Raw genomic sequence first — 21,325 nt, 5'->3', positions numbered from 1 at the left:
GATGAACCAATAGTTAAATGATATAGCGTTGTATGAATACTTTATGAAGACGTTTAGCCACTTCCTATCGAATCCAGTGGATTTATTTTCAAAATCCTCTAGCAATATTTTATGAAAATGTCCCCTTGACTTTTCATAGTTGGTCTTTCAATGTATCTATTTCATTTGTATTTAAATGGATATGCAAATTCCCTTTTAACCCAAGTGAAGCAATTTGCTGATTCGTAACTATTTCAAAGTTAGAGTTTATCGGAATATCAGGATCAATTAGAGCTCTCGCCTTAGCTAATTGTGATTCAGGCACTATATACGCTAAAGAAGTAACTGCCGGATAACCTTTCGCCCTATTCATCTCTATTTGTTTATGATTAAGCTTAAAGCCCCATCTTTCAAAAACGGGTGTAAAATCAACTTGTACATTCTCGCTATAATACTGATTCATTAAATCTGGTAAAGAATGGTCACCTTTTTTAAAAGCAGCATTACTAGCTAGTTTTCGATAACCTTGATACATTTTTGCAAAAGCTTCATTGCCAGCTTTTTGTTTCGCCATCGTTAAAAGAATAAGTTTTTGTCGTAAATCTAAGTCATCATAATTTTTATTTTCTTTCATTAAAGCATTGTATAAATTCCGTTCTACCTGTTCCTTCTTCCCGAAATTAAACAACCAACCAACTTGATCTGCTTTTTTTCCATATTTACTATATTGATATTGAACACCGAATAGATTATTAGAAACTTCTCCTGTAAATATTCCTTGATTATCAAAACCAGCTTGGTATCCATGAGCGATTTCATGTAAAGTTCCCCAACTTAGTTTATCTAACCACATCTTTGTACTATCTGTACTATTGGCTGTCCAATTTACGCCATAATAGGCACCGCCAGCACCAGATATATCTGCTTTTAAGAAATAACGATTTTGACTTTTTTTATTTTCAACCGTTGAGCCATCTAAACCAATAATTGAATCATACATCGCAAAAATATCTTCATAATATGCAATTAACTCATCCAACGATTGAAAATCTTTTAAAGATCTTACTAACTCTTTATCTTTTTTAGGTACAAATAATTGAAAACTCTCCCCTTGAATTAACGCATACTCTCCATCAAATTGATCCCATGTACTAAAAAATTGAGATACACTTCCTTGTTGTTTATAAATCGGAAGAGGTTTAGTAGCACTTTCATTCCCTAGTTGGTACTCAAGTACAGCGTGCTCTTCACCATACGGAGTATCTATGAAAGGAACTAAAGGCGTATCACCTTGGATAGTAACCCATTCATTTCCTACTTGTATGGATTTTTCATTTTTTGAGTCATTAGACAATAAACGTAATGTTAATTTGTCTTTAAAATTAGGATTCGTTTGTCTTACCTTTAATGGTGTATTTCTCTTCAAAATAAATCCTAAATCTTGTCGATCGTGATATTTCCCCTTACTTATGCCCGCCTGAAATATCCAAGTAGGCTCTTCTAAACTAGTAATTTCTTTTACATTTGTTCGTTCATCAGCATGCAGGTGTATATTTCCTATGAGGAAAAACATTGTATACATTAGGCCTATAACAAGTAACCTTTTCATTTGCATATCTCCTTTTCTATTTTTCATATACAAAATACAATAAAACCCTCCTTCTTCACTTATAACTGTCGTCAGTAAGTTATTTATCAGTGTAATTATTATAGTTACATTAACTCGTGATTATCAATCATTAAATATATGTAATTTTGCATATATGAATACAAAACCGAAATTTTGAAATACCGTGAAATGATCCAATATTATTTCATACATTATTTAATAAAAAAACACACGAAGCCCCTTAAGTCTTCATGTGTTTTCATACATGTTATTACATTTGTAATTGAATAAATTATCTTATTCTGTAATATTAAATTTTGAAACCAATTCCTTTAATTCTTCCACCTTTTCTTTCATTTTGTTGGATTGGATTGATATTTGTTCAATTGATACGGCCTGTGATTGAATTGAATTTACTGTTTGAAGAGTCTCCTTTTTCACATCCGTTGCAGTTTCAGAAACTAGCGAAAGAGAAGCATTTACTTCTTCTGTACCAGCAGACATCTCTTCTGTCGCTGCGGATACTTCTTGAATTTGACCCGTAATTTTATCAATATCTCTCATAATAGACAAGAAAGTTTGATTCGCTTTGTGAGCAGCTTCTTTTCCTTCTACTGCCTTTTGTTGTCCTTTTTGCATGACATTAACTGTATCTTGGGTATCTTTTTGAATGGATTTTATTAAATGATTAACTTCTTTTGCAGATTCTTTAGATTGCTCAGCCAAGTCTCGAACTTCTGCGGCAACCACTGCAAATCCTTTCCCATTCTCTCCAGCACGTGCCGCTTCAATAGCGGCATTTAAGGCAAGAAGATTCGTTTGTTCGGCAATATTTGTAATTGCAGCGAGAGCTGTATCAATCTGTTGTGTACGTGTAACAAGTTTATTTATTACTTTTGATGTTTCCTCGACAACATCATGTACACTATTCATTTGAAGAATAGAGTGATTTATCACTTCACTACCGATATTTATTCGTTCTGTAGTCGTTACTGCTACCTCAGCGACTACAGCTGAAGATTCAGCTACAGTTTGCACCCCGGTTGTAATTTCTTCCATTGAGGATGAGCTCTCTTGAATACTAGTTACCTGTCCTTCTATTTTTGTTTTTACTTCTAAAACAGTCTGTACAACCTCATTTGAAATACTAGACGCTCGATTTGTATCTTGTAATACGCCCTCTGTAGTAGAAATAACCTCTTGTGTTGTCATCTTAACATTCGCAATTAATTGTTGAAGGTTATCTAACATACTATTAAAAGACTGGACAATATGCCCTAATTCATTATTTGCTTTATAAGGAGTACGTGTTGTTAAATCTCCAGCTGCTACTTTTTCCATATCACTTTGTAGTAACGCAAGTGGTTTTCGGATAGTCATTTTAATAATATATCCGATTAATATAATTATTAAAATTGCTAAAATCGAAATACTAACAAACATTATCATTGTATTTTGAGCACTATTATTATTTTCCTTCTGTAAAAGCTCTGCATTATTACTATTATATAAAATCAATTCACGAATTGATTTTTGCATATTAGGTTCAATCTCTTTTAGGTAATATGCATATGCTTCCTCATTATTAGATTTCCCTAATTCTTGCGCTTTCTTCATTTGAGTCCTTAATTCATTAAATGTTTCATGAAACGTGTTATATAATTCTTTTTCTTTAGTAGAAATAACTTTAGCCTCAAACAGCTTTAAAAGATGATCATTTTCCTTACGAATTCCATCCATTTCTCTTATTAATTCATTCATTCTTTTTTCATCTTTTGATAACATTATTTCCATAAAGTTCATATTAACATGATAAAAATTAGATTCTACAATCCCAATCCGCTCAATTGGTAGTAAATTATCCTCATACATATTAGAAGAAGTGCTTTTCCCTCTTTCTAGCCCCAAAAATCCTATTAGGGATAATACTATACATGCAATACTTGATATAGCTATTAGTATGTTTAGTTTTGCACCAACCTTACTGTTTCTTAATAATTCCAATTTAACATTCTCCATTCTAATATATAGTTTAAGTAATGTATTTTATAATAAGAATCCCAAAATTACGATGTTTATTTTGCGATATGCAATTTTGCATATCATCCACTACTAAATCAAAATAACCTAACATTGTAATTTTAGTTTTCTGAAAATCCATGATTATGAACACACCCCATTAATTCTTGAACTTCTCATCCAAAATATCCGCAAATATTGCAGCAACAGAGGAACCTATCCTTGAAATATAAATTACGCTTCCATACTAGACTAGCTTAAAAATATTTTTCTTATTGCTCATTTTTCTATTTCCTCTTTATCAAAAGTACTCCTAACACATCACACTTTAAAGAAACGATAGTATTCCCTGTAATCCCAAAAAAATAAGGAAAGACATAACACCTATGTCTTTCCTCTAAAATTGTAACACTCAATATGCTCTTGGCTCTATTTAATTTTCTAATTAAACCTTTACATATCTTTCTTTATAATATTTTCTAACTCTGTCCAACTTGTAATACGCGGGATATTGAGATGTTGATTGTAAGAAGTAGTTTTTGCATACACTTTTATTGGCTTTCCTATTAACGTTTCTAAGACAGCTGGCTTATCATCAAAGAAATAGTTTAATTTCATTTCTTGTATGAAGTGTATTTTTTCTTCATCCCTCATTCCATAGAAAAAGCGATCTTCATGTACCGGAAAACCTTTTTCTATTAACCATTTTTTTGTTTGCTCTCCATGCTCTTTAGGCCGAGCTGTTATATAGTATATTTCATGTCCCTGTCTTTCTAATTCTTGTAATGTCTCTACTGCATATGGAAACGGTGAACAAGAAGTATAATAAATCTCATCCAGCAAACTATTCCACATATGACTGCCTTCCTCCGAATTCATGCCAAATGCTTCATGAATTTCAATTGTTTTTAAAGAATGAAATATATCCAATCCTACTTTTTTGTTTAATTTTTTATTATATAAATGAAAAGCATGCTGCCTTAAATCAATTAACGTATCATCGATATCAAATCCAAACTTCACTCTTCATCGCTCCATTCTGCCATCCATTTATCGGAACATATAAGTAGTTTTTATTCTCCTTATATTTTCCGATATTCTGGATAGCCAATAAATCTATAATCTTTTCCAGCCTGGGTAAATGATATATCCTTAAATTCAATTGCATCTTGCATTTTAGTAATACCAGTCCCCTCTACAAAGCTAGGCGCCAATCTGCCCCCAATAATTTTTGGTGCGACATATAATATAAGTTTATCCATCAATTTATTTTCAATAAACGAAGCATTTACCTCTCCACCACCTTCAATAAGCAGGGAGGAAACTCCTTTTTGCCCTAAAACATCAAGCATTTCATATAAGTTTATATGCTTTTCTCCGCTAGTAACAAATACTTTGACTCCTGCATTTTCTAATGCCTTCTTTTTTTCCGCTGCATGATTATTTGTTGTAAATATCCAGGTAGGAGCTTCTCCATCTGTAACAACGTTAGCTTCCATTGGTATGCGTAATGTTGAGTCCAAGATTACGCGAATTGGATTTCTTCCATTTGGAATACGCGTTGTCAATGATGGATTATCTTTTTGTACAGTATTCGCTCCTACTAAAATGGCTGCATTTTCATTTCGTATTTGGTGTACTTCCTGTCTTGCTTCTGTAGATGTAATCCACTTACTATCCGATGAAGACGTAGCGATTTTCCCGTCTAATGTAACTCCTGATTTAATCGTTACAAATGGACGCTTTGTCAAAATATATTTATTAAAGACTTCATTCATTTTTTTAGATTCTTCTTCACACACTCCTACAAGTACTTCAATACCTGCATCTTGTAGAATTTTAATTCCACGTCCAGAAACAAGCGGGTTTGGATCAAGTGTAGCAACTACTACCTTCTTAATTCCTGCTTGTACAATTGCTTCAGCACAAGGCCCTGTTCTACCATGATGAGAACAAGGTTCAAGAGTTACATAGATTGTAGCACCACGTGCCTGTTCTCCAGCCATACGTATCGCATGTATTTCGGCATGTGGTTCTCCGGCCTTCATATGTGCTCCGACCCCTACAATTCGATTATCATTTACAATCACAGATCCAACCAATGGATTTGGAGTCGTTTGTCCCTTCATAGCCTTGGCATTTTCTAGTGCTAGCTTCATATACAATTCATGCTCAAGCATGTAAGTGTCCCCCTTCAAAATGTCCAGAACGCTGAATCTTCGTTTGCAAATATTTCTCATTAAACTCTGAGACATCACCCCATAACGGTTCACGACTCGTAACATTTAATCCAGCTTTTTGTAACGCTTCTAATTTTTTCGGATTATTTGTAATAAGTTTTACAGGTTTTGAGCGTAGCGCTTTTAATACTTCAATTGTATCATCATAGTTTCGAACATCATCTTCAAAACCTAGGTTCAGATTAGCTACTACTGTATCTAACCCATTTTCTTGCAAGAGGTACGTCATAGCTTTACTAAACAAACCAATTCCTCTTCCTTCATGATTCGCTAAGTAAAATAAAGCACCTGAACCATGTTCTGTAATCATTTGTAAAGACTGCTTTAATTGAAATCCACAGTCACAACGTTTACTACCAAAGATATCACCGGTGTGACAAATACTATGCATACGAATTAGGGCATCTTCAGAATTCTCAAAATCACCATATACAAGCACACTAGATTGCTGCATATCAGCTAAATTAATAGATGAGAGTTTTTCAATAATTCCTTCTACACTATTTGTAACCTCACTACATTGTAACCAAGAATACCATTGAAAAACTTTAGTCTCCCCATATAAATTAATTGGCAATTTGATAGGACCTACTAAATAAATATCCTTTCCATCTTGATGTATAAATTGAATTTTATCTTCTAACATATGAATTGTATCTGTTGTAACCATTAGGTACCTCCTAGTATTGAGAATCTCTAAAAATTCTCTTCCATCGTTATATTTTTTATTGTTTAACTTACACAACGTAAGTGTTTTTACAGATGCTATTCTTTTTTCTCTCAGCTTATATGCAATATGTATCATTACAACTTTGGCCATTTAAAGAAAAGAGTTTCAGTTACATAAAACAACTTAGTTACTTTATGTAAGTGAGTATACATTCGTAATTACTTTACGTCAAGTAATTAATTATAAAAATATTTGTTACTAATAGTAAGATGTTATATAATTTATTTTAGGAGGTGAAGGAAAATGAATGATTCTACATTATGCCCTCGCTTTGAAAAAGGAATGAAATTTTTTAGTCAACGATGGACAGCACTCATTATTTACCAACTTTTCTCTGGACCTCAGCGCTTTTGTACGCTTGAATCTTCTCTTCCTGTTAGCGGAAGATTACTTTCAGAAAGATTGAAAGAATTAGAACTAGAAGGAATTGTCGAACGTAAAGTCTTTCCTGAGACACCAGTTCGTATAGAATATTCTTTAACTCAAAAAGGATTTGCTTTAGAAGCTATTATTCGCGGAATAGAAGAATGGTCACAGGAATGGATAGAACTTGAGGAATAACATAAAAGCTTTTTCGTATATAGTTTTAAGTAATCAAATTACAGATACCTATTATTAAAACGCTAGTTTTTCAAGCATTTATGAAAACCTAGCGTTTTTTAATAAATAAAATTTAAGAAATGAAACAAGATGATCAAACCGATCACCTTGTTCCTTTAAAGATTAAAATAGTGATTTTAACAACTTTTATTAATACATACTCGATTAACAGAAATAATAAATAGAATTTTTGTAACTAAACAGTTTTATTTTCGCAATACAGTTAGCTTATCCCGCTATTTGCGGACAGTAAGACCACCACTGATTAAATTTCCATTTTATTGCATTTGAATATTACTTATGAAATTTCACACGCTCTTCAAGTGGTTGGAATTCTTTTTCACCTGGTGCAGCTGTTGGATTACCAAATGGCATTTGTGCAATTAGTTTCCAATTAGCAGGAACATTCCATTCTTGTTTTACCTCATCGTCGATTAATGGATTATAATGTTGTAAAGATGCCCCTAATCCCTCTGCTTCTAAACCTGTCCACACGACTAATTGGTGCATACCTGATGCTTGGTGTGACCAAATCGGGAAGTTTTCAGCATATGCAGCAAATTTTTCTTGAAGCGATTTAACGATAGACTCATCTTCAAAGAATAGTACTGTTCCATAACCAGCTTTAAAAGAATCCATTTTTTGTTGCGTTCCTGAGAAATCTCCATCTCCAACTACTTTTCTTAATGTTTCAGTTGTAATATCCCATAATTTATCATGAGCTTCACCAAATAATACAACTAATCGCGCAGTTTGAGAATTGAAAGCGGATGGAGTATATTTCACAGCAAACTCTACGATTTCTTTAATTTTTTCATCCGATACTTGTACCTCTTTGTTAATTCCGTAGTAAGTACGTCTTTCTTTCAGTGCAGTATAGAAATCTTTTGTCATAATTCATTTCCTCCTAAGTTTTAATATTCTTCAAAATGATACATTGCGAAGATAATATGAGTTGAAATGAGTTCATTTTTGAACCATTGAACTCCATAACACCAATTGCTAGTCATTCTGAATCTAAACCACTGCTTCTTGCTTCAGTTTACCTAAAAAACTCTTATAGCATCATTGATACAATCTAGTGATCATTCGGTATTATTTTACCCATTCTCTATTCATGTATCCTGCTTGTTTCATATTTACACAAATATGAAAATAACCTTAAATTGCTGGTCAAAAAAGCCAGGTAGCATGAATAACACATTACCTGGCTTTTTACATTTTTAATTTAAATTCAACTAAACATTACCAATGAATAGTAGTAAAAACTATACCTGTCACTTATTTAATAATTAACATCTCATAAGGATGTTGTTCCATAAATCTATTCTCCCAAGGAATCTCTAATGATGTCCAATTTGAACCACCGTCTACTGACTGATACACTCCTTTATTGCTAAACAGATAAAACGTTCCATCACTTGTTGCCTTTAATACTGGTATGATTGTGCCTTTAGGAGTTGGTAAACCTACATTCATTTCTGCCCAAGACTGATTTTTTTCTTTCTTATAAATAAATGATTCACAATTTCCATTATTGTAATCATGCGCTACGTGTGGATTTGAAGATGTCGCGATAATAATATTTTCTGGATCATTTGGGTTAACTGCCATTTGATATGCGTAATGATGCTTTAGCCCGCTACACATATAGTTCCAAGTCTTACCTCCATCATTACTCTCCGCATACTCTTGACCTGGTTCTTTCAAGAATGAATCACCTAACACCCCGTATAAACGATTTGGGGCATTGCGATGTGATGTAAGAATGTGAATATCTTGAGGATAGTTCCCCTCTTTTTCCTCAGTCCATGTCTTACCTCCATCTACACTTTTAATTAATCCGCCTACCTCAATAGTCGTATAAATAGTTTCTGGATTATTAGCATCAATTTCAATATGTTTTACATGGTGTGTATATGTTCTTTGAGGAAAGAACCATGATGCATAAGATGGCATTTGGCGATAATCCGTTAGCAATTCAAAGCTGTCTCCTCCATTTTTTGATACGAACATTGCGCTCGGTTCAGTTCCTACATATACAATCCCGTTACCGTCATCCCCCTTCGCTAGAGATACAGAAACTGCTGTAATAGCTCTCATATGAATAGCATTAGCTGGGAACACTTCACCAAATGAAGGCAACGTACCAATTGCTTCCCATGAACTTCCTCCATCTTTACTTCTCCATAATCCTCTATCAAAAGTACCACAATACATTCTTTCTTGGTCGTATGGATCAGAAGCTAAAGCAACTGGATTCGCACCTACAAACTGCGATTGGACGCTCCATGTTGTGTCTTTTTTTTCTGCGATTACAAGTTCTCTATCAAACGCTAATATGAATTTTTCCATTACTAAAATCTCCTCGCTTCATGAATTTTCTACTATGTTATTTAAATTTTGAACATTACAAGTTAAGAGGTTCATTTTGTATGCTATAGCATACAAAAGATAAATTTTATAAGCAATATGTGATTAAAAACTTACATTATATAATTTGTTAACTTCACATCAGTATAATGAACAAGATGTCCTGTTAACTCATATAAGTCCATATGCCACCTCTAAATAAATCGCAATTTACATGCTATAGCATATATAATATAGAATCCATTATTTTATGTCAAACTTTAATACTGTTAATCAGTTCTTTAGCTCGCCTAAAGTAATTTAAAAGTCATAATATAAACAGAAACATTTTATTGTCTATTCAATAAAAAAAGAGTGCAATTTTTGCACTCTTTTTACTCATTTCTATTAGAAATCAAAGTTATCAGGATCTGGACCAACGCGGTGATTTTGATTTAATGCATCGATTTTTTCCATATCTTCTTTCGTTAATTCAAAGTTAAATACATCGGCATTTGCAATGATACGTTGCTCTTTCGTTGATTTTGGAATTGTGATCACTTCATTTTGAAGATCCCAACGTAAAATCACTTGTGCTGTTGTTTTACCATGTTTCTCAGCAATTTCTTGTAATGTTTCGTTATCTAATAATTGACCTTGCATAAGTGGTGACCATGCTTCCATTTGAATACCTTGTTCTTTACAGAAAGCTTGTAATTCTTTTTGTGTTAAACGAGGATGGTATTCCACTTGGTTGATCATTGGCTTAATTTCCGCATCTTTTATTACATCTTGTAAGTGATGAATTTGGAAGTTACTTACGCCAATTGCACGTACACGCTTTTCTTTATAAAGTGTTTCTAACGCTCTCCACGTATCTTTATATTTCCCTTCTACAGGCCAGTGAACAAGATATAAATCTAAATAATCTAGTTTTAATTTTTTTAAACTCTCTTCGTATGCAGCAATTGTTTCTTCATATCCTTGATCTGCGTTCCATACTTTTGAAGTGATAAATAATTCTTCTCTTGAAATACCAGTTGCTTCAATACCGGCACGAATCCCCTCACCTACAGCTGTTTCATTTCCGTAAATTGCAGCTGTATCGATGCTGCGGTATCCTGCTTTAATTGCTGATTTAATCGCTTCTACAAGTTCTGGTCCTTCTTCTACTTTAAATACACCTAAACCGAACCAAGGCATTTCCACACCATTACTTAATACTGTTTTACTTTGTAAATTTTTCATTTTATTTTCTCTCCTTTTATTTTACTTGATCTCTTTTTTCTAATGTCATACTCCATGCTGTTAAAATAACAGCACCTACTACCATAATGCCGCCTACCCAAGCTGTATGAATTAACCCTAACGAGTTCGTTACAATACCGCCTAAATAAGCACCAAGAGCAATCCCAGCATTAAACGCTGCAATATTAATTGCCGATGCAACATCGACAGCACTCGGTACAAATCGTTCAGCTAACATTACGACATATACTTGTAACCCTGGAACATTCATAAATGCGAATAGCCCCATTAAAATAATTGTGATTAACCCAGCTACCTTAAATGGTGCCGTAAATGTTAAAACAAATAGTATAATCGCTTGAATAAAGAACATGTAGAATAGCGCTCGAATTGGATTATGATTCGATAATTTTCCGCCAATCACATTCCCTATCGCAATGGCGATTCCATACACTAATAAAATGATAGTAACCGTATTTGCTTTAAATCCTGTTACCTCTTGTAATAACGGAGATAAATACGTAAATGTTACGAATGTTCCCCCATATCCTAATGCAGTAATAATGAAAACTAGTAACAGTCTTCCGTTCGTAATCAATTTAAACTGATCGCGGAATGATACAGACGCACCTTTTTTCATATTAGATGGAATGAGAATACTATTTGCAATTAAGGCGATAATTCCAATTACTACAATTGCTAAAAATGATGTTCTCCAGCCAAATTGTTGACCAATAAATGTTCCAATTGGTGCACCTGTAATAGTCGCAACTGTTACGCCAGTAAACATAATCGCAATCGCGCTAGCCCGTTTATTTTCTGGGACAAGTGCCGCAGCAATTGTTGAACCAATTGACATAAACACACCATGCGAAAGTGCAGAAACAATTCGCGCAATAAGTAATACAGTGAAGCTTGTTGCTACCGCTGCGATTCCGTTACCAATAATGAAAATAATCATAATCCACATTAATAACGTTTTTCGTGACATATTAGCTGTTAATGACGTTAATACTGGAGCACCAAACGCTACACCTAACGCATATAAAGAAACTGTTAAACCAGCTGTTGTAACCGATACATGTAAATCTTCCGAAATAGATGGTAATAAACCGACACTAACAAATTCAGTTGTCCCAATCCCGAACGCACTAATTGCTAGCGCTAATAACGCAAATATACTTCTTCGATTCGTCTGAACTTCTGAAGACGATGCTGTATATGAATTCAATTGAGCTCCCCCTCTTCCCTATAATTCCCATCATAATAGTATGATAAAAAGGCCCTTTTATCTTCTAAAAAACATATTTAATCTCTACAAACGCTATTATGAATGGTTTCATTCTTTTTTTAAAGAACGCACTTTAAAGTACTATAGGTACTTTTTAGTACCGTAAAGCTTGTCTCTCTCTTACATGTACTATTATGAAATATATTCAATACAATGAATAGTACGTACTTTAAAGTGCTGTAGGTACTAAAAAGTAACATAGTTAATTCCTAGTACCATAAAGCTTATTTCCCTCTCACATGTGCTATTATGAATGATATTTAACATAATAAAAAGTACGTACTTTAAAGTACTATAGGTACTAAAAAGTAACATTTATATAACCTAACTTATTTTGCTCAAAAATTGAAATCTACATTCCATGAAAAAGACTTTCAAATGAAGAAATACACTTTCCCATAGAGGCAACTTTAGAGGACATTACTTAAACATATAAATGATCATGTTCATTACCACAGACAAATAATAAAAAGGCAAAAACGAACAGAAATATGTTCATTTTTGCCTTTTTTATTTAACGATTAAAATGTACGACTTTTGGAAAGGAAATCTGCATTAGATCCTGTTACCCCACTTTGTCCCCAGTTCCCTGGAATCATTTCACGAATAAGAATTAGCACTTTATCCAAAGGGGCATGAGTATATTTAGATGTTACTTGTGTAAGTTCTTTTACCCACTTATCCTTTGTCTCTTGATCAAATGTATTCCATATATCAATCTTAATAATAGCCATTCCATTAACATTACAACCTGGTGTATCGTAAGACTCTTTTGTCTCCCAATCGGACACCCTACTTTTCTCAGCAAAGGTAGCATCACTTGCTACAGCCCCAGCTTTCCCCCAATTTTCTTTCTCAAGTTCCGTTATCAACACTTGAATTTTGTCAGGGACAATTTTTAATAGTTTTATTGTAAGTTCCGTTACATGATAAATAAATTCCTTCTTTTCTTCTGTTGACATGGTTGGCCAAGTATTTAGCTCAATTAATGGCATAGTGTTGCCCCCTAAAATTAATTATCTATTCACTCGTTACAACTATTGGTTCAAATGATTTTTAACTGCTCTTACTACCAATTCGTGATCTTCTTCTGGTGGTAATCCTGAAACTGTTATCATTCCAATAACCCCTACGTTTTTTATTCTGATAGGAAAGCATCCACCAAACGCAGCATATTCTGAAGTATCTAAAAGATATTTTTCATTATATGAAATTCCAGTTATTTCACTTTGTATCTGCATATAATACGAGCTACGATCATGCAGGGAAACGACTCGTTTTTTACGCTCAATCCATTTCGTATTTTCCTCATTTGTCCCTGTCATCTTGAAATGAAATAATTGCACACCATTTTTCGTTATATCCACAGCAATCAATTTCCCCTCTCGCTTTGCTGTTTCAACGATAAATAAACCTAGTTGCAAGGCATCTTCATTTGTAAAAGAGGAAAATTGAAGTGTTTCCTCCTCTTTTAAAATTTGTTTACTTATTTCATTCAAATTTGAAGTGCTCATATCTTTAACCTCCATAATTGTTTTATGCCACACCGACATTTTTTCGAAATTATTAGGCCATATAGTACAACCCTTCAATCAATCTGATTCTAAATAAACTGCTGTAACATCGTTGGTAACTAGTAGTACCGTAAAGCTTGTTTTCTTCTTACTGGTGCTATTATGAATGATATTCAAAGTTATAAAAAGTACGCACTTTAAAGTGCTATAGGTACTTTAAAGTACTATTCTATTTATCCCTATCTTACAGAGACTATTATGAAATATATTTAACATCTTAAAAATGTATGTACTAAAGAATAATATTTTTAATCACTAACTTTTTGATCAGTCGTTATAATTCAATTTCATCAAAATTTTTATCAATTATTACACTATCCAACAATAGGAGGAAACAAAGATGGATGAAAATATATCCAAAAGCTGAAAAGCAGTTGAGTCCCTTGAGGAAATAGTTATAATTCACTACTTATAGAAATAGGCATACAAAAACGCCATCCTTTCCTATAATTCTACAGAAAGAATAGCGTATTTTTCAAAAATGAGTTCTTTTATTGAGAAACTTTGATTCTATATCATACATAAAAGGGCAATCAGTGCTAAAACAGCCGGAAGTCCTTGTTTCACAATAATTGATTTATTAGATGTGAAACCTCCGAAAATAGCTGCTATCACCACACAAATCACGAAAAATAATTGGATCATATAACCAATTGGATTGAGCCCAAGTACAAGTCCCCAAATGAGACCAGCCGCTAAAAATCCATTATATAAACCTTGGTTTGCAAACATAATGGCTACGTTTCGATCTCCTTCTAAATGCTTCGGTAATTTGAAAGCACGTTTCGCTACTTTTGAATCAATAAAAAACATTTCAAGGATCATGATAAACAAATGTTCTAATGCTACGATCCCGACTAAAATAGCTGCGATTATTTCCACACTATTCTGCCCCCCTACACTCTCTATTCTTTAATATTCTCTACATTTTTTTGCATCTGTAATAGAACATGAATAAGTATTTTGCGTTCTTCTCCACTGATATTTACGAACATTTCCTTCATAAAATGTTCCTTTTCTTTCTTGTCAAAATATTAATTGATGTATCAATTATTGATACATCAATTAATATACATCTCTCTTTTTATTTTTGCAAATTTTTTTGCTCAATTGGTTTTATTTTGTTCCAGTAACTTTAAACCAATTCAAAACATCAGTTCGCATTTCTAGAAATCATAATTACTTTAAATTCATTCTGACAATCATATTTAACTAAATATATAAAAGAATTGAGTTACATCTCCATCAATTTATAAAAATTAATTTTTTCTAAAAACAGATACTTTACGTTTTTTATAGTAATAAAATTTTTTTGTTTCAGAGGCAATCCATTTTGTTAGCTTGATGGGCATGGGATAGCACCCATATGACGAATCAATTATCTTTCAAGAAGACGGCTAGAAATCTGGATTTGGTACAGGAGTTTCCTACTTCTGTGAGCCAGATGGTACTAATTTAGAGCTAATTGCTCCAAAAGGGCCATTTAGACGTGACTAATTAAAATATATTAATACTGAAAAACCACCTTTATGAGAGGTGGTTTTTTGTTGCTAATGGTCAAGATTAATATTGGGGTCTGATTGACACCTATTCCTTTTCCATATCTTTCATCATACCATCGAAAGAATAGTCTTATAGCTATTTCAAATATTTCGGCAGCACTATATCGCTAGCAAGCTAAAATTTCATGGTACTCCCCAAAAAAATCTGCTGAATCATAACCAAAAGTTCATTTTATCATTTCGAGGTAATTCGAAATTCTTAAGTTGTTGGGCACAGGGTACAGCTGAAAAACAGTGTATATTCATTAACTTCAAACTAATTTTGATGTAACAAAATTGTATTTATACCTTTTTAACAAATTCAGATTTTAATTTCATAGCTCCAAAACCATCAATTTTACAATCAATATCATGATCTCCATCAACTAATCGGATACTCTTTACTTTTGTACCAATTTTTACAACTGATGAAGTTCCTTTTACTTTAAGATCTTTAATTACTGTTACAGAATCACCATCGTTTAAAATATTTCCATTTGCATCTTTAATTATCTTTGTATCTTCACTATTTTCAGCTTCTAATTCTAAAGTCCACTCATGAGCACATTCTGGACAAACAAAAAGATTCCCATCTTCGTAAGTGTATTCTGAATTACATTTTGGACAATTTGGTAAATTAGACATATTTTTATTTCCTCCACTCGTTTTCGTGTATTCTATTAAATAAATATTATTTTTAATTTCCCTTTTCCGTTTAAATATACGGAAAATATTCTCTTCTTACTGTTTGATACTTATTTGTTAAATGTATAAAAAAACTACTTGTTCACACCTTGTAAAAAATCTTCTCCACATTCTCCAAAGCAAACTTTCTTCTTCTCTATTTTTTAATAAAATGATGGAAAAGTAGATTAAATCAAACAAACTTTGTATGTGAAGTGAAATTTTTAAAAATCTAATGCATTTACTTTATTCTTTATTGTATTGATTTCCTGAGATTGCTGAGAAAGCCCTGTACACTCATGAAAAGCAAAATGCTTACACCCTATACATTTTTTTGTATTCAGATGTCCTAAAGCACAATTAATTGCTTCCCCGGTATGATCAAAAAAGTTTTCTTTCCCAATTTCAGCGTACAATCCATTCTTATCTAGATTGGCTTGTAGCTCTGATTGAATTCCAGAAATAAGAAGTACGCCACCTTGTTTTTTGAAGTGCTGAACAATATTCCTAAAGTAAGACTCTCCTGTGGTATCAATAAAAGGAACTTTTCCCATACGTAAAATTAAAACTTTAGGTTTATAATGAATACTCGCTAAAATATTTTGTTCAAATGTTTGAGCAGCCCCAAAGAATAATGGGCCTTCTATTGTATAAATACTAATTTGTGGACAATCATGAGCTTTATTTACCACATGCGATAACAATTTTTCATTCTTTTTTGTATGATCAGGAAGCACTTTAGATATAACAAGCATATTACTCATACGTTTTGTAAACAAAATAACAGCTAAAATAAGACCGATCTCCACAGCTGTTGTTAAACTAGTAAATACAGTAAGTAAAAATGTTACTAGTAATACAAGGGAATCTCCTGTCTTCATTTCGAGTATGTGATAAAAATGTTTTTGTTCGCTCATATTCCAAGCTACCACCATTAAAATGGGAGCCATACTAGCAAGAGGAATATGTGAAGCATATGGAGCTAACAGTAAAAGTGTCAATAACACAAATCCCCCATGAATAATACCCGACATCGGAGATACAGCCCCACTCTTAATATTAGTCGCTGTACGAGCAATTGCTCCAGTTGCTGGAATCCCGCCAAATAACGGGGTAACAATATTTGCAATCCCCTGACCGACAAGCTCTTTGTTACTGTTGTGTTTACTATTTGTCATACCATCTGCCACGACAGCGGATAAAAGCGACTCAATTCCACCGAGCATCGCAATAACAAATGCAGGACCAATTAACTGTTTTATACGTTCTAATGTGATTTCTGGTATATCAAACTGAGGAATTGTATTTGGAATCGTGCCATATGCTGTACCAATAGTAGGTACATGACCTGAGAAAAATACAGTTGCAATTACAGTTGAAATAACAACACCTACTAATGAACCAGGCACTTTTGGTAAAATCTTTGGTGTTATGAGTATAACAAAAAAGCAAATCAAAGCAGTTATAACACTATAAAAATTGGTAGTACTGATATGAGTGAAGAGTTCCTTCAAATTCGCTAGAAATTCCTCATGCTTTTTTATACCTGTTAAACCTAAAAAACTAGCAATTTGTCCCGTAAAGATAATAACAGCAATACCTGAAGTAAAACCAATTGTTACAGGACGTGGAATAAACTTAATTAAAGAGCCTAGCTTGAAGATTCCCATAAGACATAAAATAATTCCAGCTAACAAACCCGCGAGTAGTAAATTTTCGTATCCATAGGTAATTACAACTCCTAAAAGAATCGGAACAAAAGCACCTGTAGGTCCTCCAATTTGATACTTCGAACCACCAAACAGTGAAATGAGTATTCCAGCAATACAGGTTGTATAAATCCCATACTCTGGCTTAACACCAGAGGCTATGGCAAAAGACATAGCAAGTGGAATCGCAACAACTCCAACAATCATTCCTGAAAGAAGATCCTTTTGAAAATGTGCTAATGAATATCCTTCAAACCTTCCTGTAAATAACTTTCTCATTACAAACCCTTCTTTTCTATTTTTAATAGATCTGGATTACAAATGTATTTCTCGGTCCCTTATACAGAAAATTGTCCTTTTCACAAAAAGAAAAACCATCCTAATATTTACTATATGTTTTACTTAAATGACACTCCAATTCACCTATATCTCCACCTTGTTGTACATAGGATTTCAATCTTTCTGCTAGACGTTCTCCGGCTCGACTATCTAGCTTCTTCGTATCAATAAACGATCTAATCCTTACCTTATCTGGAGTAATATCTCTACGAAACATTTGTCCTGGAATTTCACTCCAAAAACGATTCCATTCATCCAGTAATCCTATTTGATCAAATAAAAAACCTTGAATTCCACATAACCAAGCTGTACAAGCAGTATTTCTTTTTCGACATCCAACTCCATCTTGTAAATGTTGGCATGAAAAACAACAAGAATTTCCACTTTTTATACAAACTTCACAAACGTAATGAGCTCCTAATGAGCGAAATGTTTCAATTCCATGTTGGATGATATCTTCTTTCTTAACCTCAATACTCAACCTATCCCTCCTTAGCCATCATTTCACTTTCTGCTCCATCTAGCTCTTCTAACATTGAAATCGCATCAATTAAATGGTTGTTAAAAATCTTCCGTGCAACCACCAATAAATCCACAATAATAGGGTCTCGTAAAGAATATAAAACTCTTTTTCCATCTTTCCTACCAACAACAATATTTTTTGAACGTAGTACACTTAATTGCTGAGAAACAGCTGAGCCTTCCTTATTTAAAATATCTTGAATTTCGTTTACGCTTTTTTCACCTTCTGACAATAATTCTAAAATACCTATTCGCAAAGGGTGTGCTAAGGCTTTAAAGAAATCTGCTTTAAATTGTTGCATTTCGTTTCCCATTGAAATCCCTCCGTTACTTTTCCTCAATTTCAAAAAGTATCATATACATCTTCAAATGTTTGAATATGTATATGATACTTTTAAAACCTCGAATTTTCAATACAAATTTTACAATATTAAATAAGCATCAAATAGAGAAATATACTATTCAAATTCAGGTTCAAAATTTATTATCCAAAATAAAAGCGCCTAACATATTAGGGATATATAATACGTTAGGCGCTTGATATTTAAAATTTTCCGATTTAAGTCTTGATAATATTGGATGAGTATATGACCAAAACGCTAGATGACTAATATGAATAAACTTATTTGTAAAATTAATTCCTTAGAATATTTTAAGAGCAAGTTTTGAAAAAAACTATTCAAAACTTGCTCCTTATTTTCTCAGATCCAACTATTTTGATACTAAAACCAACAGTAGTGAATTAGAATAATGACTTAATACTTGCTAAGACAGTAAGTACACCTACAATAATAACAAATACGTTGCTCATTTTCCCTTTGTATTTAGCTAGTACTGGCACTTTTTGAATCGCATACATCGGTAATAGACATAAGATAGCAGCAACTAAAGGACCGCTTAGAGAATCAATAAGTCCAAGAATACTTGGATTTGTATAAGCAACAAACCAGCATGATAATACAACAAAAGTAAGAATTATTGTCTTAATTGTTTTTTCTTCAATATCTTTTCCACGTGATTTACCAAACTTAATAATCATGTCACGCATTACTTCAAATGCTCCTATATAATGGCCAAGGAAAGACTTTGTAATAGCCACAAAAGCAATAATTGGAGCTGCAATAGTGATTACAGGCGAATTAAGCTCATTAGCAAGATATGAAAGAATTGATAAGTTTTGTTCTTTTGCCATTTTTATATCATCTGGAGTCAAGCTCAATGCGCTACTCCAAACGAAGAACATAACAACAGCGAATGTCATGATATAACAAACCTTTTGTATTTGCGCACATTTAGCATCAGTGGCTTCGATTCCATACGTAGCTCTCTGTTTCACAACAAATGATGAAATCATAGGTGAATGATTAAATGAGAATACGATGATTGGTAGAATCATCAATATCGTCCCAAAATAGCCTGTTCCTGTTGAAGCAGTTGAAACAGCTGAAAAACTAAGCATTGACGTATTCCACTGTGGAATTAAAGATATTGCGATAAACAGTAGAGAAACTATGAAAGGATACACTAACATACTCATTACCTTTACAGTAATATCTTGACCAAAATTCAGTATAGCGATAAGACCAAGAACTAATACAAGTGATAAAATAGCTCTTGGAGGTTCTGGCATGTGCAATTGATGCACGATAAAACTACTTGCAGTGTTTGTAAGCGCAACCGAATACATTAGTACGATTGTATAAATTGAACCGAAATATACGATGTTAAAAACGATACTCGCTTTATTTCCGAAATACTCTCTAATTGTACCTGTGATCCCCTCATCAGCAGAATTAGAAGCGTATATCATTTTAGCAAGTGCCCTATGTGAGTAGTACATAACTGGATATGCAAGCAATGTAATTAGTAGTAAAGATAATAAACCACCTGAACCTGCATTAATCGGTAAAAAGAGCACCCCTGCTCCAATTGCAGTTCCAAATAGACTGAGTGCCCATGTAGTATCCTGCTTATGCCACTTTTTCGGATCTGCATATTGCTCATTTTTTAGTGCGGTATTTTCAGCTTGAACTTCTATTTTCTTTGCAGTATTCCCGTTCATATAATAACTCCCCCTTGTATCTATTCCTGCATCTCTCTTTGCACCTAACAAATATTCCCTTTTCGGAAAATGAATTCCTTACAAGTTGCCCCACATTGTATGTCCTTCATCATAATGAATCCAAATTGAAACATTCGCTAATTAGCGTCCTAATATAATTGTTAGCGTTCACAAAAAAGTTTACTCGTAATATCCGCTCTTTATATAAAGACCCCTTAAGAGAACAATATAGAATAGACTTCATAAATACGTTGCAACATTTCTAATAACAGTGTATTACTTTAATGGTTTCTCTTTTTTACTTTTAAAAGTAATTTTAGCTAAACCGGCCTCTCTTCATTTGCGAGGCGTTTCTTTCTCAATTCTATACATTACTTTCATAACTTCGGTAGCACTGATGATATTGCTTACACAAGCCACTGAAGCACATTACATACATTTCGCCTCTAATCACACACCTTTCTTACTAATAATCGCATTTTTTATATTTTCTCCAGAGATAATAAAATTTCTCTCGACGCCCTCATTATAACGTGTATATTTATAAAATTAATATTTTTATATTTTCAGAAATATTAAAGAGGAATAATTTTATATGGATAATATTTTACAGTTAGCATGTAGCCATTGTTTTTATCGCTTAAAGCTGAATTAGTTAGTAAAAAAATACAATAATACATTGTTTTTCTAGGTGACTTATTATAAAGATACTTATATCCCCTCGTATATTAATATTTAAGCCCTATCTCAGGCTTAGTTTTACTCTCTAATAAGAGTCCAGTAATAAAGAAAATACTTGGACGTCTCAAGATATTTCTAGATAATG

At 33.0% G+C, this 21,325-nt stretch carries 17 protein-coding genes and 2 pseudogenes; 2 read left to right on the top strand and 17 right to left on the bottom strand.

The features are described 5' to 3' along the window. Positions 1-145: 145 nt before the first annotated feature. From MR168_RS25010 to MR168_RS24990, 5 genes and pseudogenes are all read right to left on the bottom strand, one after another. A pseudogene (locus tag MR168_RS25010) lies at positions 146-1,588 on the bottom strand (M60 family metallopeptidase); the annotation flags it as partial. A 297-nt stretch (positions 1,589-1,885) separates the two neighbouring features. Then, positions 1,886-3,592 (bottom strand): methyl-accepting chemotaxis protein, encoded by a 1,707-nt coding sequence (locus tag MR168_RS25005; RefSeq protein ID WP_242291572.1) that lies wholly within the window; start codon positions 3,590-3,592, stop codon positions 1,886-1,888. A gap of 468 nt (positions 3,593-4,060) precedes the next feature. After that, positions 4,061-4,630 (bottom strand): 5' nucleotidase, NT5C type, encoded by a 570-nt coding sequence (locus MR168_RS25000; protein ID WP_078386523.1) that lies wholly within the window; start codon positions 4,628-4,630, stop codon positions 4,061-4,063. Between the two features lie 59 nt (positions 4,631-4,689). Beyond that, positions 4,690-5,787 (bottom strand): bifunctional diaminohydroxyphosphoribosylaminopyrimidine deaminase/5-amino-6-(5-phosphoribosylamino)uracil reductase RibD, encoded by a 1,098-nt coding sequence (ribD, locus tag MR168_RS24995; protein ID WP_048655681.1) that lies wholly within the window; start codon positions 5,785-5,787, stop codon positions 4,690-4,692. Continuing rightward, a complete protein-coding gene (locus tag MR168_RS24990) occupies positions 5,780-6,517 on the bottom strand; it encodes a GTP cyclohydrolase II (RefSeq protein WP_086411408.1) in 738 nt (245 codons plus the stop codon). The genes ribD and MR168_RS24990 overlap by 8 nt, the downstream gene beginning before the upstream one ends. 303 nt (positions 6,518-6,820) lie before the next feature. Here MR168_RS24990 and MR168_RS24985 point away from each other — a divergent pair, with 303 nt between their 5' ends. Beyond that, on the top strand, positions 6,821-7,138 hold the full coding sequence (locus MR168_RS24985) for a winged helix-turn-helix transcriptional regulator (RefSeq protein ID WP_001000102.1): 318 nt from the start codon (positions 6,821-6,823) through the stop codon (positions 7,136-7,138). Positions 7,139-7,471: 333 nt separating this feature from the next. On the opposite strand, the gene MR168_RS24980 is transcribed toward MR168_RS24985, so the two are convergent. The 7 genes from MR168_RS24980 to MR168_RS24950 form a co-directional block, all read right to left on the bottom strand. After that, positions 7,472-8,071 (bottom strand): nitroreductase family protein, encoded by a 600-nt coding sequence (locus MR168_RS24980; protein WP_016123059.1) that lies wholly within the window; start codon positions 8,069-8,071, stop codon positions 7,472-7,474. A 387-nt stretch (positions 8,072-8,458) separates the two neighbouring features. Then, positions 8,459-9,532: a WD40/YVTN/BNR-like repeat-containing protein gene (locus MR168_RS24975; RefSeq protein ID WP_086411410.1), complete on the bottom strand. Its 1,074-nt coding sequence runs from the start codon at positions 9,530-9,532 to the stop codon at positions 8,459-8,461. Between the two features lie 405 nt (positions 9,533-9,937). Further along, positions 9,938-10,777 carry an aldo/keto reductase gene (locus MR168_RS24970; RefSeq protein ID WP_086411411.1) on the bottom strand — a complete coding sequence of 280 codons (840 nt, stop codon included), beginning with the start codon at positions 10,775-10,777 and terminating at the stop codon, positions 9,938-9,940. Positions 10,778-10,793: 16 nt separating this feature from the next. Further along, positions 10,794-12,008 (bottom strand): MFS transporter, encoded by a 1,215-nt coding sequence (locus tag MR168_RS24965; protein ID WP_001089896.1) that lies wholly within the window; start codon positions 12,006-12,008, stop codon positions 10,794-10,796. 581 nt (positions 12,009-12,589) lie between these two features. Next, positions 12,590-13,063: a tautomerase family protein gene (locus tag MR168_RS24960; protein WP_086411412.1), complete on the bottom strand. Its 474-nt coding sequence runs from the start codon at positions 13,061-13,063 to the stop codon at positions 12,590-12,592. Between the two features lie 42 nt (positions 13,064-13,105). Continuing rightward, on the bottom strand, positions 13,106-13,621 hold the full coding sequence (locus MR168_RS24955; protein WP_113304360.1) for a heme-degrading domain-containing protein: 516 nt from the start codon (positions 13,619-13,621) through the stop codon (positions 13,106-13,108). A gap of 531 nt (positions 13,622-14,152) precedes the next feature. Further along, positions 14,153-14,524, bottom strand: coding sequence for a DUF1304 domain-containing protein (locus MR168_RS24950; protein WP_078994367.1), 372 nt, complete (start codon positions 14,522-14,524; stop codon positions 14,153-14,155). A gap of 495 nt (positions 14,525-15,019) precedes the next feature. Between MR168_RS24950 and MR168_RS24945 the strand changes: the two are divergent. Beyond that, positions 15,020-15,139 (top strand): annotated as a pseudogene (locus tag MR168_RS24945) (VOC family protein); the annotation flags it as partial. 347 nt (positions 15,140-15,486) lie between these two features. Here MR168_RS24945 and MR168_RS24940 read toward each other — a convergent pair. From MR168_RS24940 to MR168_RS24920, 5 genes are all read right to left on the bottom strand, one after another. Further along, on the bottom strand, positions 15,487-15,828 hold the full coding sequence (locus MR168_RS24940) for a zinc ribbon domain-containing protein YjdM (RefSeq protein ID WP_086411415.1): 342 nt from the start codon (positions 15,826-15,828) through the stop codon (positions 15,487-15,489). Between the two features lie 263 nt (positions 15,829-16,091). Next, on the bottom strand, positions 16,092-17,855 hold the full coding sequence (locus MR168_RS24935) for a SulP family inorganic anion transporter (RefSeq protein ID WP_242291571.1): 1,764 nt from the start codon (positions 17,853-17,855) through the stop codon (positions 16,092-16,094). A gap of 100 nt (positions 17,856-17,955) precedes the next feature. Further along, complete coding sequence (locus MR168_RS24930; RefSeq protein ID WP_000021461.1) at positions 17,956-18,396, bottom strand: hypothetical protein; 441 nt, start codon at positions 18,394-18,396, stop codon at positions 17,956-17,958. A gap of 1 nt (position 18,397) precedes the next feature. Next, complete coding sequence (locus MR168_RS24925; protein WP_006924203.1) at positions 18,398-18,751, bottom strand: ArsR/SmtB family transcription factor; 354 nt, start codon at positions 18,749-18,751, stop codon at positions 18,398-18,400. A 428-nt stretch (positions 18,752-19,179) separates the two neighbouring features. Further along, positions 19,180-20,499, bottom strand: coding sequence for an aromatic amino acid transport family protein (locus MR168_RS24920; RefSeq protein ID WP_086411418.1), 1,320 nt, complete (start codon positions 20,497-20,499; stop codon positions 19,180-19,182). Positions 20,500-21,325 lie beyond the last annotated feature (826 nt).

It is taken from the genome of Bacillus cereus group sp. BfR-BA-01356, assembly GCF_022663635.1.
GTDB lineage: Bacteria > Bacillota > Bacilli > Bacillales > Bacillaceae_G > Bacillus_A > Bacillus_A cereus.
This window is presented reverse-complemented; position numbering and strand designations above follow the sequence as displayed.

Coding starts and splice junctions, on each gene's coding strand:
- ribD (WP_048655681.1), bottom strand. CDS start 5,787: ATGCTTGAGCATGAATTGTATATGAAGCTAGCACTAGAAAATGCCAAG.
- MR168_RS24990 (WP_086411408.1), bottom strand. CDS start 6,517: ATGGTTACAACAGATACAATTCATATGTTAGAAGATAAAATTCAATTT.
- MR168_RS24985 (WP_001000102.1), top strand. CDS start 6,821: ATGAATGATTCTACATTATGCCCTCGCTTTGAAAAAGGAATGAAATTT.
- MR168_RS24980 (WP_016123059.1), bottom strand. CDS start 8,071: ATGACAAAAGATTTCTATACTGCACTGAAAGAAAGACGTACTTACTAC.
- MR168_RS24975 (WP_086411410.1), bottom strand. CDS start 9,532: ATGGAAAAATTCATATTAGCGTTTGATAGAGAACTTGTAATCGCAGAA.
- MR168_RS24970 (WP_086411411.1), bottom strand. CDS start 10,777: ATGAAAAATTTACAAAGTAAAACAGTATTAAGTAATGGTGTGGAAATG.
- MR168_RS24960 (WP_086411412.1), bottom strand. CDS start 13,063: ATGCCATTAATTGAGCTAAATACTTGGCCAACCATGTCAACAGAAGAA.
- MR168_RS24955 (WP_113304360.1), bottom strand. CDS start 13,621: ATGTCGGTGTGGCATAAAACAATTATGGAGGTTAAAGATATGAGCACT.
- MR168_RS24940 (WP_086411415.1), bottom strand. CDS start 15,828: ATGTCTAATTTACCAAATTGTCCAAAATGTAATTCAGAATACACTTAC.
- MR168_RS24935 (WP_242291571.1), bottom strand. CDS start 17,855: ATGAGAAAGTTATTTACAGGAAGGTTTGAAGGATATTCATTAGCACAT.
- MR168_RS24925 (WP_006924203.1), bottom strand. CDS start 18,751: ATGGGAAACGAAATGCAACAATTTAAAGCAGATTTCTTTAAAGCCTTA.
- MR168_RS24920 (WP_086411418.1), bottom strand. CDS start 20,499: ATGAACGGGAATACTGCAAAGAAAATAGAAGTTCAAGCTGAAAATACC.